This is a genomic window from Variovorax sp. FW305-3-2-15-B-LB1 (assembly GCF_058787635.1).
In genome coordinates this window covers 73456-87613 of sequence record NZ_JBYSZY010000024.1, presented here as the reverse complement: position 1 = coordinate 87613, position 14158 = coordinate 73456, and the positions used below count along the sequence as shown (strand labels likewise).

At 69.8% G+C, this 14158-nt stretch carries 16 protein-coding genes; 12 read left to right on the top strand and 4 right to left on the bottom strand.

Going from position 1 to position 14158, the window contains the following annotated elements; genetic code table 11:
• The 9 genes from AC3WQR_RS16865 to AC3WQR_RS16825 form a co-directional block, all read left to right on the top strand.
• Window positions 1-216, top strand: a 216-nt coding sequence (locus tag AC3WQR_RS16865; RefSeq protein WP_492742893.1) for a hypothetical protein, incomplete at its 5' end; no start/stop codon positions are given.
• A 20-nt stretch (window positions 217-236) separates the two neighbouring features.
• Window positions 237-539, top strand: a complete 303-nt coding sequence (locus AC3WQR_RS16860; RefSeq protein WP_307638155.1) for a Dabb family protein — start codon at window positions 237-239, stop codon at window positions 537-539.
• The gene (locus AC3WQR_RS16855) at window positions 529-1926 is read left to right on the top strand and encodes a DUF2252 domain-containing protein (protein ID WP_492742891.1); all 1398 of its coding nucleotides are present in this window, start codon (window positions 529-531) and stop codon (window positions 1924-1926) included. The genes AC3WQR_RS16860 and AC3WQR_RS16855 overlap by 11 nt, the downstream gene beginning before the upstream one ends.
• A 70-nt stretch (window positions 1927-1996) precedes the next feature.
• Complete coding sequence (locus AC3WQR_RS16850) at window positions 1997-2797, top strand: SDR family oxidoreductase (protein WP_492742889.1); 801 nt, start codon at window positions 1997-1999, stop codon at window positions 2795-2797.
• 1 nt (window position 2798) lies between these two features.
• On the top strand, window positions 2799-3269 hold the full coding sequence (locus tag AC3WQR_RS16845; protein ID WP_082817985.1) for a PaaI family thioesterase: 471 nt from the start codon (window positions 2799-2801) through the stop codon (window positions 3267-3269).
• Between the two features lie 24 nt (window positions 3270-3293).
• On the top strand, window positions 3294-4310 hold the full coding sequence (locus AC3WQR_RS16840) for an NADP-dependent oxidoreductase (RefSeq protein ID WP_492742887.1): 1017 nt from the start codon (window positions 3294-3296) through the stop codon (window positions 4308-4310).
• 31 nt (window positions 4311-4341) lie between these two features.
• Window positions 4342-5982 (top strand): isovaleryl-CoA dehydrogenase, encoded by a 1641-nt coding sequence (locus AC3WQR_RS16835; protein ID WP_492742885.1) that lies wholly within the window; start codon window positions 4342-4344, stop codon window positions 5980-5982.
• 32 nt (window positions 5983-6014) lie between these two features.
• Window positions 6015-6953 (top strand): glutathione S-transferase family protein, encoded by a 939-nt coding sequence (locus AC3WQR_RS16830; RefSeq protein ID WP_492742883.1) that lies wholly within the window; start codon window positions 6015-6017, stop codon window positions 6951-6953.
• Window positions 6954-7062: 109 nt separating this feature from the next.
• Complete coding sequence (locus tag AC3WQR_RS16825; protein ID WP_062471360.1) at window positions 7063-7968, top strand: SDR family oxidoreductase; 906 nt, start codon at window positions 7063-7065, stop codon at window positions 7966-7968.
• Window positions 7969-8010: 42 nt separating this feature from the next.
• On the opposite strand, the gene AC3WQR_RS16820 is transcribed toward AC3WQR_RS16825, so the two are convergent.
• The gene (locus AC3WQR_RS16820; RefSeq protein WP_159271796.1) at window positions 8011-8697 is read right to left on the bottom strand and encodes an FMN-dependent NADH-azoreductase; all 687 of its coding nucleotides are present in this window, start codon (window positions 8695-8697) and stop codon (window positions 8011-8013) included.
• A gap of 134 nt (window positions 8698-8831) precedes the next feature.
• On the opposite strand from AC3WQR_RS16820, the gene gcvA reads away from it, so the two are divergent.
• The gene (gcvA, locus tag AC3WQR_RS16815; protein ID WP_492742882.1) at window positions 8832-9737 is read left to right on the top strand and encodes a transcriptional regulator GcvA; all 906 of its coding nucleotides are present in this window, start codon (window positions 8832-8834) and stop codon (window positions 9735-9737) included.
• A 50-nt stretch (window positions 9738-9787) separates the two neighbouring features.
• Entirely contained in the window at window positions 9788-10429 is a 642-nt protein-coding gene (locus AC3WQR_RS16810; RefSeq protein ID WP_492742880.1) for an ABC transporter ATP-binding protein, read from the top strand.
• On the opposite strand, the gene AC3WQR_RS16805 is transcribed toward AC3WQR_RS16810, so the two are convergent.
• Together AC3WQR_RS16805 and AC3WQR_RS16800 are read right to left on the bottom strand one after the other, a co-directional pair.
• Window positions 10430-10957, bottom strand: coding sequence for a GNAT family N-acetyltransferase (locus AC3WQR_RS16805; protein WP_492742878.1), 528 nt, complete (start codon window positions 10955-10957; stop codon window positions 10430-10432). It abuts the gene before it with no gap.
• Window positions 10958-10984: 27 nt separating this feature from the next.
• The gene (locus AC3WQR_RS16800; RefSeq protein ID WP_492742876.1) at window positions 10985-11965 is read right to left on the bottom strand and encodes a GlxA family transcriptional regulator; all 981 of its coding nucleotides are present in this window, start codon (window positions 11963-11965) and stop codon (window positions 10985-10987) included.
• A gap of 156 nt (window positions 11966-12121) precedes the next feature.
• On the opposite strand from AC3WQR_RS16800, the gene AC3WQR_RS16795 reads away from it, so the two are divergent.
• Window positions 12122-12961, top strand: a complete 840-nt coding sequence (locus tag AC3WQR_RS16795) for a dienelactone hydrolase family protein (RefSeq protein ID WP_492742875.1) — start codon at window positions 12122-12124, stop codon at window positions 12959-12961.
• Here the strand turns inward: AC3WQR_RS16795 and AC3WQR_RS16790 are convergent.
• Entirely contained in the window at window positions 12925-14121 is a 1197-nt protein-coding gene (locus AC3WQR_RS16790) for an MFS transporter (RefSeq protein ID WP_492742873.1), read from the bottom strand. The genes AC3WQR_RS16795 and AC3WQR_RS16790 overlap by 37 nt on opposite strands.
• Between the last annotated feature and the right edge of the window lie 37 nt (window positions 14122-14158).

Below are 14158 nucleotides of genomic sequence, written 5' to 3'. Positions count from 1 at the left end.
CCCCCGCCCGCCGCCCAACCGCCGAAACCACCCAAGCCGCATGCGCGGCTCGAGAAGTGGATCTGGATCCTGATCTACGGCGGCCTGTTCCTCGTGATCCTGGGCATCGCCACGGGCCGCACCGAGCCCATGCTGGGCTGGTCCATGGCCGTGCCCGGCGTCGTGGTCGCCGCGGTGGGCGTCGTGCTCATCTACGTGCGTTCGCGGCTCAAGTAAGAACAAGGCAAGGACCGACCATGCTCAAGCACATCGTGATGTGGAAGTTCAAGGAGCACGCCGAGGGCGCCGACAAGGCGACCAACCTGCTCAAAGCCAAGGCGCTGCTCGACGCCTGCGCCAAGCTCTCGCCCGGCACGCACCGTTTCGAGGTGGTCATTGCCCAGCCCGGGCTCGAGGCCACCTACGACCTGATCCTCAACTCGGAATTCACCGACGCCGCCGCGCTGGCGGCCTATGCGGACCACCCGCAGCACGTGGCGCTCAAGCCCTTCATCGGCGCCGTGCGCGAAGCCCGCCAGTGCATGGACTATGAGCTCTGAACCCCACGCGCCCAACGCCACGGCCTCACCGGCCGAGCGGCGGGCGTTCGGCCGTGCGCAGCGCCAGCGCTGTGCGCTCGGCCAGTGGGCGCAGGTGCCCCGGCCCGACGCGGCCGACCGCGATCCGCTCGGCTGGCTGAAGGCGTCCAACCGCGGCCACGTGCCCGAGCTGGTGCCGGTGCGCCACGGCCGCATGCTGGTCAGCCCCTTCACGTTCTACCGCGGCGCCGCCAGCCTGATGGCGAACGACCTCGCCAGGCTGCCGCACAGCGGCATCGCGACGCAGCTGTGCGGCGATGCGCACCTCGCGAACTTCGGCTTCTTTGCCAGCCTCGAGCGGGCGCTGGTCTTCGACATCAACGATTTCGACGAAACCCTGCAGGGGCCCTTCGACTGGGACGTGCGCCGGTTGGCCACCTCGTTCGTGGTGGCCGCGCGCGACCGGGGTTTCAAGCCGCGCATCGGGCGGGAGGCCGTGCAGCAGCTGGCCGAGGCTTACCGCGACCGCATGCGGGCCTTCGCACGCATGGACACGCTGGAGGCCTGGTACGCGCGGCTCACCTCGCAAACCCTGCTGAAGCTCGGCGCCGAAGACGCGACCGAACTCGCGGTCATCAAGAAGGCGCGCCGCAGCACCTCGCGCGTGTTCGCCGACAGCGCGACCGAGACGGTCGACGGCCGCCTCATGATCCGCGACCAGCCGCCGTTCGTGTACCACGACGCCCGCGCGACGGCGCGTGAAATCAAGCGCTTCCGCGCCGGGCTGCCGGCCTTCCTGGCGCAGTACCGCGCCAGCCTGCCGCCCGAGCGCCAGCGGCTGTTCGACCGCTACGAGCTGCACGACGTCGCGGTGCTCACGCCCGGCGTCGGCTCGGTCGGCCGGCGCTGCTTCCTGCTGCTGTTCGTGGCCGACCGCGCGCACCCGCTGTTCCTGCAGTGCAAGGAGGCCGGCGAGTCGGTGCTCGAAGCCCCGCTGGGCGCGGCACCGGACACGGCGTCGCCGGGCCAGCGCGTGGTGCAGGGCCAGCGGCTGGCACAGGCCGCCAGCGACGTCTTCCTGGGCTGGGCCCAGGGACCGGGCGGGCGCGGCTTCTACGTGCGGCAGCTGCGCGACATGAAGGCCTCCTACAAGCTCGAGGACTTCAAGCCGGTCGACCTGCTCGAGTTCGCCGAAGCCTGCGGCTACAGCCTGGCCCGCGCGCATGCCAAGGGCGGCGACGCCTGGGCCATCGACGGCTACCTGGGGCGCTCCAGGAGCTTCAACACGGCGCTCGCCGATTTCGCCGAAGGCTATGCCGACGTGAACCAGGCCGACTGGCGCCGGCTGAAAAAAGCCGTGGCCGCCGGCAAGGCCGCCGCCGTCGAGGCGGACGACACCGCGTCCTGACGGCCCGAAGTCCCTGCCTCCAGCGCCAACGCAACCCTCTTCTTTCATCATCCACACCGGAGACACCGACATGACGAAGCCCCGCACCACCCAACAGCTGTTCGACCTCACGGGTCAGACGGCGCTCATCACCGGCGGCTCGCGCGGCCTGGGCCTGCAGATGGCCCATGCGCTGGGCGAAGCCGGCGCGAAGATCATGCTGAGCTCGCGCAAGGCCGACGACCTGGAACAGGCCGCCGCCGAGCTGCAGGCCGCCGGCATCGACGCGCGCTGGATCGCCGCCGACTGCTCCAAGGAAGAAGACACCCGCCGCCTGGCCGACGAGACCCTGCAGCGCATGGGCGGCGTCGACATCCTCATCAACAACGCCGGCGCCAGCTGGGGTTCGCCGGCCGAGAGCCACCCGGTCGAGGCCTGGGACAAGGTGATGAACCTCAACGTGCGCGGCTATTTCATCCTGGCGCAGCAGGTTGCCAACGGCTACATGATCCCGCAGAAGCGCGGGCGCATCATCAACATCGCCTCGATCGCGGGCCTGAACGGCAACCCGCCCGGCATGCAGACGCTGGCCTATAACACCTCGAAGACCGCGGTGATCGGCTTCACCAAGACGCTGGCCGCCGAATGGGGCAAGTACAACATCAACGTGAACGCGATCTGCCCGGGCTTCTTCATGACGAAGATGGCGGCGGGCCTGATCAAGACCCTGGGCGAAGAGCACATGGCCGCCTCGGCACCACTGGGCCGCCTGGGTGACGACGAAGACCTGAAGGGCCTGACGCTGCTGTACGCGAGTGACGCCGGCAAGCACATCACCGGCCAGTGGGTCGCGGTCGATGGCGGCGTGAGCGTGGTGCTGGGTGCGGCCTGACATGTCCGATTCGCCTGAAAAGTCCAGCGACATCAACATCCGCTCGTACACGAGCCAGATTCCGTTCGCGCGCCACCTCGGCTTCGAGCTCACGAAGTTCGAGGACGGCCAGTCCGAGATCATCTACACCGCCAAGCCCGAGCACCTGAACACCTTCGACGTGACGCACGGCGGCGCCTGCATGACGCTGCTCGACATCGCCATGGCGGCCGCCGCGCGCAGCGTGGCGCCCGAGACCGGCGTGGTCACCATCGAGATGAAGACCAGCTTCATGCAACCGTCGGTCGGCCCGCTGCACGCGCGCGGCACGCTGCTGCACCGCACCGCGACGCTGGCCTTCACGGAGGCCAAGATCTACGACGAGCAGGAGCGCGTGTGCGCCCATGCCACCGGCACCTTCAAGTACGTGAAGCGCCGGCTGCCGACCGGCCCCGCGAGCGCGAACGCCATGCGTCCGCCATCGACCGACTGACACCCCATTCCCCCGGAGACTTTCATGCCCACCAACAAGCAGATCCACCTCGACAACCGCCCCGAGGGCGAAGCCACGGCCAGCAACTTCAAGCTGGTGACTGTCGAGACGCCCGCGCTCGCCGACAACCAGGTGCTGGTGCGCCACCACTACATGAGCCTCGACCCGTACATGCGCGGGCGCATGAACGACTCGAAGAGCTACGCGCAGCCGCAACCCGTGGGCCAGGTGTTCCAGGGCGGCACGGTCGGCGAAGTGGTCGAGAGCAAGCACCCCAAGTTCGCCGTGGGCGACAAGGTCGTCGGCTTCGGCGGCTGGCAGGAATACAGCGTGGTCGATGCCTCGCAGCCCGGCGCGCTGAAGAAGGTCGACACCACGCACGTGCCGCTGTCGCACTACCTCGGCGCTGTCGGCATGCCCGGCGTGACGGCCTGGTACGGCCTCGTGAAGATCATCGCGCCCAAGGCCGGTGAAACCGTGGTCATCACCGCCGCCAGCGGCGCCGTGGGCAGTGCCTTCGGCGCGCTGGCCAAGGCGCGCGGCTGCCGCGTGGTCGGCATTGCGGGCGGCCCCGACAAGTGCAAGTACGTGACCGACGAGCTCGGCTTCGACGCCTGCATCGACTACCGCCAGCACCCCGACGTGAAGACCATGAGCGCCGCGCTCAAGGAAGCCTGCCCGAACGGCATCGACGGCTACTTCGAGAACGTCGGCGGCTACATCTTCGACGCCGTGCTGCTGCGCACCAACGCCTTCGCGCGCGTGGCGCTGTGCGGAATGATCGCGGGCTACGACGGCCAGCCGCTGCCGTTGGCGAACCCGGCGCTGATCCTCATCAACCGCCTGAAGATCGAGGGCTTCATCGTCAGCGAGCACATGGAAGTGTGGCCCGAGGCGCTGACCGAACTCGGCACGCTGGTGGGCACGGGCAAGCTCAAGCCGCGCGAGTCGATCGCGCAGGGCATCGAAGCTGCCCCTGAGGCCTTCCTGGGTTTGCTCAAGGGCAAGAATTTCGGCAAGCAACTGGTGAAGCTCATCTGATGGCTTGAAACGCACGGCAAGGAGGCCGGTCATGGACACGACACACGAGGTCTTCAACCAGCCCACGCCGCTGGTCGACTACAACCTCTTCGACACCCACCGCCCCCTGCGCGATGCGCTGAAATTCAACGCGCCCGCGCTGCAGACCACGCAGCTGCACGAGCTGGGCGCCACCCTCGGTTCGGCCGCCATGCAGACGCATGCGCGGCTGGCCAACATCCACACGCCCGAACTCCACACGCACGACCGCTTCGGCCGTCGCATCGACGAAGTGGAGTTCCATCCGAGCTACCACGCGTTGATGACCGCCGCCGTGGGTGCGGGCCTGCACGGCACGCCGTGGACCGGCACATCCGCCTCGCCGCACGTGCTGCGCGCGGCGGGCTTCATGCTCTTCACTGAGCTGGAGCCGTCCATCCTGTGCCCGATCTCGATGACCTACGCGGTGACGCCCGCCTTGCGCGGCAATGCAGGCGTGCATGCCGAGTGGGGCCCGAAGCTCGCCAGCCTCTGGTACGACCCCACCCTGAAGCCGCTGCACGACAAGCCCGGCGTGACCATGGGCATGGGCATGACCGAGAAGCAGGGCGGCTCCGACGTGCGGGCCAACACCACGCAGGCCGTGCGCGACGGCAGCGACGCCTGGGGCGAGCGCTACGCGATCACGGGCCACAAGTGGTTCTTCTCGGCGCCGATGTGCGACGCCTTCCTCATCCTCGCGCAGGCGCCGGCCGGGTTGTCGTGCTTCTTCCTGCCGCGCGTGCTGCCCGATGGTTCGCGCAATGCCATTTACATCCAGCGCCTGAAGGACAAGCTCGGGAACAAGGCCAACGCCAGCTCCGAGGTCGAGTTCCATGGCGCCAGCGCCTGGCTCGTGGGCGAGGAGGGCCGCGGCATTCCGCAGATCCTCGAGATGGGCACGATGACGCGGCTCGACTGCTCGCTCGGCACCAGCGGCCTCATGCGCCAGGCATTGGGCATTGCGCTGAACCACACGGCGCAGCGCCAGGCCTTCGGCAAGCCGCTGGTCGAACAGCCGCTCATGAAGAACGTGCTGGCCGACCTCGCGCTCGAAAGCGAAGCTGCCACCGCCCTGGCGATCCGCCTCGCACGGGCCTTCGACCGCCAGGCCGACGCGCACGAGAACCTGATGGCGCGCCTGCTCACGCCGGTCGCCAAGTTCTGGATCTGCAAGCGCGGCAGCCACTTCGCGCAGGAGGCCATGGAGTGCCTGGGCGGCAACGGCTACGTGGAAGAGGGCGGCGAGGGCATCCTCGCGCGCATCTACCGCGAGATGCCGCTCAACTCCATCTGGGAGGGCGCCGGCAACATCATGGCGCTCGACCTGCTGCGCGGCCTGCGCAAGGGCGACGCCGTGGCCGCGCTGGCGCACGAGCTGGCCCCCGCGCGCGGCCAGCAGGCCGCCCTCGATCGCCTGGCCGACGCCTTGCCCGCACGCATCGAGGCCATGGCCTCCGAGACCGAGGCGCGCCGCCTCGCGCAGGACGTGGCGCTGGCCGTGCAGGCCGCCTTGCTGGTGCAGACCGCGCCCGCCGCCGTGGCCGACGCCTTCTGCGCCTCGCGCCTGGGCGGCGACTGGGGCCAGGCCTTCGGCACGCTGGGCGCGGGCACCGATTTCGATTCGATCATCCAGCGCGCGCAGCCGCGCTGAACCCCGACAAGAACACCTCCACGAAAGACACCATGGCCGACCTCATCCTTCACCACTACACCACCTCGCCGTTCTCGGAAAAGGTGCGCACGATCCTCGGCGCCAAGCAGCTGGCGTGGAAGTCGGTCTTCATTCCGCCGATCATGCCCAAGCCCGACGTCGAAGTGCTCACGGGCGGCTACCGCAAGACGCCGTTCCTGCAGATCGGTGCCGACATGTACTGCGACAGCGCGCTCATCGCCGACGTTCTGGAGCACCTGCAGCCCGAGCCCACGCTCTACCCGCAGCCCGAGAAGGGCATGTCGCGCATCCTCGCGCAGTGGGCCGACACCTCGTTGTTCTGGGCCGCGATGGCCTGGAGCCTGCAGCCCAGGGGCGCCGCCGAGGTGTTCGCCAAGGCGCCGCCCGAAGCCATCAAGGCCTTCGGCGAAGACCGCGGCAAGATGAGCGCCGGCAACATGACGCGCCTGCGCCCGGCCGACGCCACCGGCGCCTACAAGTCGTACCTGCGCCGCCTGTCCGACATGCTCGACGACAAGCCCTTCCTGCTGGGCGAAGTGCCGTGCATCGCCGACTTCTCGGCCTACCACCCGCTGTGGTACACGCGCCGCATCGAGGCGGTGAAGGGCATCCTCGATCTGACGCCCGCGGTGCTCGACTGGATGGACCGCATGGCGGCCATCGGCCACGGCACCTCGTCGAAGTTCTCCAGCGACGAGGCCATCGCCGTCGCCAAGGCGGCCACGCCGCACACGCTGCTGACCGACAGCACCTTCCAGGACGACCACGGCATTGCGCTGGGCAGCGCCGTCACCATCCGCGCCGAGAGCTTCGGCCTCGAAGAGACGGCGGGCACGCTGGTGGCCGCCACGCGCACCCACTACACGCTGGAGCGCAGCAGCGAGCGCACGGGCACGGTGCATGTGCACTTTCCGCGCATCGGGTATGTGTTGAAGAAAGCAGAGGCCTGAAAACGCCCGATGCGGGCGCGGGTCGGGGCACCTTCGTGACTGCGCCGGCGCGCGTTCCGTATTTCAATAGGGGCTTCCGCTTCAACGTCAGAGACAAGGACACCGGCAAATGATCCAGGACTTCAAGGGCAAGACCGCCGTACTCACCGGCGCAGGCTCGGGCTTCGGCCTCGAATGCGCGCGCATCGGCGCCGCCCGCGGCATGAACCTCGTGCTGGTCGACGTGCAGCAGGACGCACTCGACAAGGCCAAGGCAGAAATGGAAGCCCTGGGCGTCCAGGTGCTGGCGCGCAAGGTCGACGTGTCCGACGCGGCCCAGATGGAAGCGCTGGCCGCCGCCGTCAAGGAGCGCTTCGGCGCGCCGCACTTCGTGTTCAACAACGCCGGCGTGGGCGCGGGCGGCCTGGTGTGGGAAAACACCGTGGCCGACTGGGAATGGGTGCTGGGCGTCGACCTGTGGGGCGTGATCCACGGCGTGCGCCTCTTCACGCCCATGATGCTCGAGGCCGCCGCCAAGGACCCGAGCTACCGCGGCCACATCACCAACACCGCCAGCATGGCCGGCCTGCTCACGCCGCCCAACATGGGCATCTACAACGCGGCCAAGGCCGCCGTCGTGAGCCTGACCGAAACCATGTACCAGGACCTGAACCTGGTCACCGACCAGATCGGCGCCAGCCTGCTGTGCCCGTACTTCGTGCCCACCGGCATCACGAGCAGCGAGCGCAACCGCCCGAACGCACCGAAGGACACCGAGCTCACCAAGAGCCAGCTCATCGGCCAGGCCATGAGCAACAAGGCGGTGAGCAGCGGCAAGATCACGGCCGCCGAGGTGGCGCACAAGGTGTTCGAGGCCATCAGCGACAACCAGTTCTACGTGTTCAGCCACCCCAAGGCGCTGGGCAACGTGAAGAGCCGCATGGAGAACATCGTGTCGATCACCAACCCGGCCGACCCGTTCCTGGAGCGCCCCGAGATCGGCCAGAAGCTGCGCGAGCAGCTGCGCTCGGCTTGATCCTTTCCTGAAGAGGCGGCCCGTCTTCGCGAGGGGCCGCGCTCAGCCGGCCTGCACCTTCGCCTGCAGGTCGCGCACCAATTGCTCGATGCCCGACAGCGCCTCGGCCATCGACCGTTCCAGCAGGTCGCCCCGGTCTTCCGCATGCTCGACCGCGATGTCGTGCACCTCGCGCAGCCCGACCAGGCCCAGCGCGGCCTTCACGCCCGGCACCAGGAAGTTCAGATGCGCCTGCATGCCGCCAGGCCCGAAGCCGCTGCTGCCGTGCGCGGTGAGCAGCACCGTGCGGCGCGGGCGCTCGGCCAGCAGCGGCACGTAGGGGTCGTCCAGGCTCGGGTCCATGTCGAAGGTCTCGCCGACGCGCACGATGTTGTCGATCCACGCCTTCACGGTGGCCGGGGCGCTGTAGTTGTACATGGGCGTGCCCATCACGATCACGTCGGCGCGGCGCAGCTCGGCAATGAAGGTGTCGCTCTCGGCCAGCACCTCGTGCATCCAGGGCTCGCGCGCTTCGGCGGGCGTGTAGGCGCTGTGGATCCAGTCGCCGGTGACCGCCTGCGGCGGCGCGATGCCGAAGTCACGGTAGATCACCTCGTCGTGCGGGCGGGCCGCCTGCCAGGTGCTGACGAAGTGGTGGCTCAGGCGACGCGAATGCGAGCCGTGGACGACGGCGCCCGAACGGCCGGAACGGGGGCTGGCGTCGATGTGGAGCAGGGTGGTGGTGGTCATGGCGTGGTCCTCGGTTGGATGAAGGGAATTCAGCTGTCTGCTTGACACGGTTCCCAATCTATCGAAGCATCCATGGCCGGACAAACGACGAATTTTTCTCGCTGCAGAAAATTCAATTCATCTATCAGCACGCCATGGCCCTCCTGCATTCCCTGCCTCCGCTGGCCTCGCTGCGCGCCTTCGAGGCCGCCGCGCGCCATTGCAGCGCCAAGCTCGCGGCGAACGAGCTGTCGGTCACGCCCACGGCCATCAGCCACCAGGTGCGACAGCTCGAGGAATCGCTGGGCGTGGCGCTGTTCGTGCGCCAGCCGCGCCAGCTCGTGCTGACGCCGCAGGGCCGCGAGCTGCAGGCGGTGCTGAGCGATTCGTTCAGCGCCATGGCGCAGGCGGTGGCGCGGCTGCGGGCGCCGCCCGAGCGTAGTGCGATCACGCTGTCGACCACGCCCGCCGTGGCCGCGCGCTGGCTGCTGCCGCGCGTGGGAGCGCTGCGCGCGGCGCACCCGCGGCTCGACCTGCGCATCCACGCCTCGCACGACGCGGTGCCGCTGGACGGCCTCACCGCCGACGTCGCCATCCGCTACGGCAAGGGCCAGTGGCCGGGCCTCGTGGCCGAGAAGCTGTTCGACACCGTCTTCGCGCCGGCCTGCAGCCCCGCGCTCAAGCTGCGCCGCCCGGCCGACCTCGTGAAGCACACGCTGCTGCATTTCGCGGTGCCGAACAGCAAGACCCAACCGGGCACCTGGGCCGCATGGCAGCAGGTGGCCCAGGTGCCCGGCCTGGACGTGACGGCCGGCCCCGTGTTCTCCGACGAAACCCACACCGTCTCGGCCGCGCTGCAGGGGCAGGGCGTGGCGCTGATGGGCCTGGCGCTCATCGCGGACGAGCTGCGCGCGGGCAACCTCGTGCAGCCCTTCGGGCCGGTGCTGCAGGGCTCGCCGTTCTACCTGGTGTGCCCGCAGGCGCGGCGAGACGATCCGAACGTGGCGGCGGTGTTCGAGTGGGTGAAGGGGCTGTCGCCGCTGGACGCCGGCGGGGTCTGAATCACGGCGGCGACACAATCGCGTTCATCGCCGTTTCGTTCCCCCTTCTCATGCGAACTTCCTCGACTTCTTCCCTCCTGCAGATCCAGAACCTGCGCTTCGCGTACCCCGACCAGCCTGCGTTGGCCGACCGCTGGTCCGCCGCCATCGGTGAGGGCGTCACGCTGCTGTACGGCGACACCGGCAGCGGCAAGTCGACCTTGCTGCGCGTGCTGGCGGGACAGCAGCCCGCATCGGCCGGGCAACTGCGCGCGGCCGGCGTGGCGCTCGACGCCGAACCCGCGGCCTACCGGCGCCAGGTCTTCTTCTGCGAGCCGGCGTGGGAAGCCTTCGATGCGCTCAGCGTCCAGGCCTGCACGGCCTTGCTGGGCGAGGGCGATGCGGGGTTCGACAAGGCCGAGTGGCAGCGCCTCGTCGAGGCCTTCTCTCTCGTGCCGCATCTGGAAAAGCAGATGTTCATGCTGTCGACCGGTTCGCGCCGCAAGGTCGGGCTGGCCGCCGCGCTCGCGTCGGGGCGGCCCGTGGTGCTGCTGGACGACCCGGTGGGCGCGCTCGATGCGCGTTCGATCCACGGCCTGTGGCAGGCGATCGAACGGCGCATTGCGCAGCCGGGGCGGGCGGTGGTCGTGGCGAGCAGCGAGCGCGTCACGGAGGTGCCGCTGGCCGCGTGCATCGAGCTGCCGCTGGGCTGATCAGCGGCCCGGTGTCGCCATCACGTGGTTGTCGTGCGACGTTCCACCGAGCATGAACTGCGTCAGTCCCATCGCCGCCAGCCCCTGCTTTTCGTAGAACGCGACAGCGCGCGGGTTCTTCGCGTACACCGCGAGCCACAGGCCGTCGCTGCCCGTGCGTACATGGGCGGCGCTGCGGGCTTCGCGCAGCAGCATCGACCCGACACCGCTGCGCTGGAAGGGTGACTGCACGTAGAGCGTGCGCAGCTCGGTGTCGCAGCCCGGCACCAGCGGCTGCGCGGCACCGAACTGCAGCAGCGCATAGCCCACGAGCTGGTCGCCGACCTGCGCCGCGCGCAGCGCGACCTGGGGCGACTCGGACCACGCGGCGAACGCCGCCGGCGTGAAGGTCGAGAGCACGTAGCGCCCGAGCACGTCGTTCACGCCGTCGGTGGCGTAGGTGTCGAGCCAGACCTGGATCGCGAGCGCGGCAAGCGTGTGCGCGTCGGCTGCGGTGGCGGGGCGGAGGGTGACAGACGGACGGTTCATGGTGCGGCGCATTCTGCGGCAAGCGCGTCACGCCGCCTGCAGCGCCGAGCGGAACCGGCTCGGCGGCGCGCCGGCCGACTTGCGCATCAGCCGCCGCAGCGCCGTTGCGTCTTCGTAGCCGACCTGCACCGCGACCTGCTCGATGGTCATGCGGCTGCTCTCGATGAGCAGGCGCGCGCGGTTCAGCCGCACGCTCTGCACCAGCGCCAGCGCCCCCAGGCCGGTGGCGGCGCGCACGCGCCGGGCCAGCGTGCGCTGAGACATCGCGAACTCTTCGGCCAGCGCGGCCACGCTCGGTGGCGTGGGCAGCGCGGCCTCGATGCGCCGCGTGAGGCGCGCGACCAGTTCGTTGCCGTTGGACAGCATCGACGGCACGACGAACGGGGCCTGCGCCTGGCGGCCGTCGATCAGCAGCACCTTGCTCACGGCCTCGGCCAGCGCGGGGCCGAAGCGCGTGCGCAGCAGGTGCAGCATGAGGTCCGACTGCGCAAAGGCCGCGCCCGCGGTGCTCACCGGCCCGTCGGCGCAGACCATGCGGTCGGCATCGACGTGGCAGGCCGGTTCGATCCGGCGCAGCTCGGGCGCCAGCCACCATGAGGTGGTGACGCGGCGCTGCGCCAGCAGGCCGGCTGCCTGCAGCAGGAACACGGCCGAGCACGAGGCAGCGACCGCGCCGCCGCGTGCGGCATGGCGCCGCACCGCGTCGATGGCGGCGTGGGCGTGGTCGTCGGTCAGGCGCAGTGCGAGGTCGGCCGGCTTGTCGACGCCGAGGCCGGGCACGATCCACGTCGAGCCGTCGGCGCGCGCGCGGCGGGGCATGGCGAGGGTGTCGATCCGCAGGCCGTTGCTCAGCGGCACGCTGCCGCCATCGGGCGACACCACGCGCCAGGTGGGGCGGGGCATCTGGTGGCGCGGCGCGAGCGTGGCGGCTGCCGCCAGCACGTCGAGCGTGACGGCGGTGCTGGTGGCGAAGCTGCCCGGAAGGACGAGAACGGTGAAATCGTGCATGGCAGAAAACGCCCGATAGGCGTCTGAATGGACACTGGCAGTCTAGTGCGTGCTCGGGTGCAATGGGCATCGTCGCAACACCGAAAGTGCCTTCGTGTCCCACATCCTTGCCCTTGTGCCTCACGGCGCTCCCCTGCACGCCCGGAAGGCCTTGCCATGACCGACCCGCTCGACGACTTCACCCGCCGCGAGATCACGCTCGACGGCGCCACCAAGGCGGTCTACGTCGCCGGCTCCGGCCCGGCCGTGATCGTGATGACCGAGATGCCGGGCATCAGCCCGCACGTGGCGCGTTTCGCCCGCTGGGTGCGCGACGCCGGCTTCACGGTCTACATGCCCTCGATGTTCGGCCGCGACGGCGCCGTGCCGGATGCGGAAGAGGGCAAGGCCGTGTTCCAGCGCGCCTGCGTGAGCGCCGAGTTCCGCGCCTTCGCGGGCAACGCCTCGAGCCCGGTGACGCAGTGGCTGCGCGCCTTGGCGCGGCTGGCGCATGCGGAGTGCGGCGGGCCGGGCGTGGGCGCGATCGGCATGTGCTTCACCGGCAACTTCGCGCTCACCATGATGCTGGAGCCGGCGGTGCTGGCGCCCGTGCTGTCGCAGCCGTCGCTGCCGCTGGACAACCCCGGCGGCATCGAGATCTCGCAGGAAGAGATCGCCCAGGTGCGCCAGCGCCTGGAGCGCGACGACCTGACGGTGATGGCCTACCGCTTCGAGGGCGACCGCTTCTGCCGGGCCCAGCGTTTCGCGGCGTACGCAGAGGCGCTGGGCGACCGCTTCGTGGCCCGCGTGCTGCCCGACACCGCGGCCAACACGCGCGACCTGCCGTCGTTCTTCTCGCAGGTGGTCGCGAGCCCGCACAGCGTGGTGACGGCGCACCTGATCGACGAGGCCGGCCAGCCGACCATCGCGGCGCGCGACGAGATCCTTTCGTTCTTCGCGCGCCGCCTCGGGGTGCAGGGTCAGGCCCGTGCCGAGGCGCCGTCGGCCGGCAGCTGACCGGTCTTCTGTGCGCGGCGGTCGAGCGCGCGGCTCCACAGCGCGATCGCCAGGCCCACGAGCGTGAGCAGCGCGGCCACCCAGCCCAGCGCATGCAGCCCCGGGCCGTGGTCGATCGTCACGCCGCCGACCCAGGCACCGAGTGCGTTGCCGAGGTTGAAGGCCGCGATGTTCAGGCTCGAGGCCAGGTTCTGGCCCGCGCCCGAGGCCTTCTCGAGCACGCGCAGCTGCATCGGTGCCACCGTGGCGAATGAGGCCACGCCGAGCAGGCCGACGAAGACCACGGCGGTGAACGGCGTGCCGATGGTGAACTGCATCGCGCCGAGCACCACGGCCAGCGCCACCAGCGTGCCGAGCACGGCGGCCATCGGTGCGCGGTCGGCCAGCTTGCCGCCCAGGATGTTGCCGACGGCCAGGCCGCCGCCGAACACCAGCAGGACCGGCGACACGGCCGATTCCGAGAGGCCGGTGACCTGCGTCAGCAGCGGCTGGATGTAGGTGTAGACCACGAACACGCCGGCAAAGCCGAGCACCGTCATCGCCAGGCCCAGCAGCACCTGCGGGCGGGCGAGCACGGCCAGCTCTTCGCGCAGCGGAGCCGGCTTGGCCTCGCCCTTCATGCGGGGCACGAAGGCCGCGAGCACCACGAAGGCCAGCACGCCGATCAGCGTCACGGCCCAGAAGGTCGAGCGCCAGCCCAGCTGCAGGCCCAGCCATGCGCCGGCCGGCACGCCCAGCAGCGTGGCGGCGGTGAGGCCGGTGAACATGATCGCGATGGCCGAGGCGCGGCGCTCGGGCGCCACGAGGCCGGTGGCGACCACCGAGCCGACGCCGAAGAAGGTGCCGTGCGCCAGCGAGGTGATGACGCGCGCGGCCATGAGCATTTCGTAGTTGGGCGCGAGCGCACAGGCGAGGTTGCCGAGCGTGAAGATCGCCATCAGCGCGAGCAGCACGGTCTTGCGCGGCAGCTTGCGGGTGGCGATGGTGAGCACGGGCGCACCGACCGCGACGCCGAGCGCGTAGCCCGAGATCAGCAGGCCGGCGGCCGTGATGGAGACCTGAAGATCCGTCGACACCTGCATGAGCAGGCCCATGATGACGAATTCGGTGGTGCCTATTCCGAAGGCACCGGCGGTGAGGGCAAGGAGAGCGATGGGCATGATGCCTGTACTGTGCGGACGATCGGACTCGATGACT

What these genes read in the sequence shown, in the direction of transcription:
- AC3WQR_RS16860 (WP_307638155.1), top strand. Translation starts at nt 237, where the DNA reads ATGCTCAAGCACATCGTGATGTGGAAGTTCAAGGAGCACGCCGAGGGC.
- AC3WQR_RS16855 (WP_492742891.1), top strand. Translation starts at nt 529, where the DNA reads ATGAGCTCTGAACCCCACGCGCCCAACGCCACGGCCTCACCGGCCGAG.
- AC3WQR_RS16850 (WP_492742889.1), top strand. Translation starts at nt 1,997, where the DNA reads ATGACGAAGCCCCGCACCACCCAACAGCTGTTCGACCTCACGGGTCAG.
- AC3WQR_RS16845 (WP_082817985.1), top strand. Translation starts at nt 2,799, where the DNA reads ATGTCCGATTCGCCTGAAAAGTCCAGCGACATCAACATCCGCTCGTAC.
- AC3WQR_RS16840 (WP_492742887.1), top strand. Translation starts at nt 3,294, where the DNA reads ATGCCCACCAACAAGCAGATCCACCTCGACAACCGCCCCGAGGGCGAA.
- AC3WQR_RS16835 (WP_492742885.1), top strand. Translation starts at nt 4,342, where the DNA reads ATGGACACGACACACGAGGTCTTCAACCAGCCCACGCCGCTGGTCGAC.
- AC3WQR_RS16830 (WP_492742883.1), top strand. Translation starts at nt 6,015, where the DNA reads ATGGCCGACCTCATCCTTCACCACTACACCACCTCGCCGTTCTCGGAA.
- AC3WQR_RS16825 (WP_062471360.1), top strand. Translation starts at nt 7,063, where the DNA reads ATGATCCAGGACTTCAAGGGCAAGACCGCCGTACTCACCGGCGCAGGC.
- AC3WQR_RS16820 (WP_159271796.1), bottom strand. Translation starts at nt 8,697, where the DNA reads ATGACCACCACCACCCTGCTCCACATCGACGCCAGCCCCCGTTCCGGC.
- gcvA (WP_492742882.1), top strand. Translation starts at nt 8,832, where the DNA reads ATGGCCCTCCTGCATTCCCTGCCTCCGCTGGCCTCGCTGCGCGCCTTC.
- AC3WQR_RS16810 (WP_492742880.1), top strand. Translation starts at nt 9,788, where the DNA reads ATGCGAACTTCCTCGACTTCTTCCCTCCTGCAGATCCAGAACCTGCGC.
- AC3WQR_RS16805 (WP_492742878.1), bottom strand. Translation starts at nt 10,957, where the DNA reads ATGAACCGTCCGTCTGTCACCCTCCGCCCCGCCACCGCAGCCGACGCG.
- AC3WQR_RS16800 (WP_492742876.1), bottom strand. Translation starts at nt 11,965, where the DNA reads ATGCACGATTTCACCGTTCTCGTCCTTCCGGGCAGCTTCGCCACCAGC.
- AC3WQR_RS16795 (WP_492742875.1), top strand. Translation starts at nt 12,122, where the DNA reads ATGACCGACCCGCTCGACGACTTCACCCGCCGCGAGATCACGCTCGAC.
- AC3WQR_RS16790 (WP_492742873.1), bottom strand. Translation starts at nt 14,121, where the DNA reads ATGCCCATCGCTCTCCTTGCCCTCACCGCCGGTGCCTTCGGAATAGGC.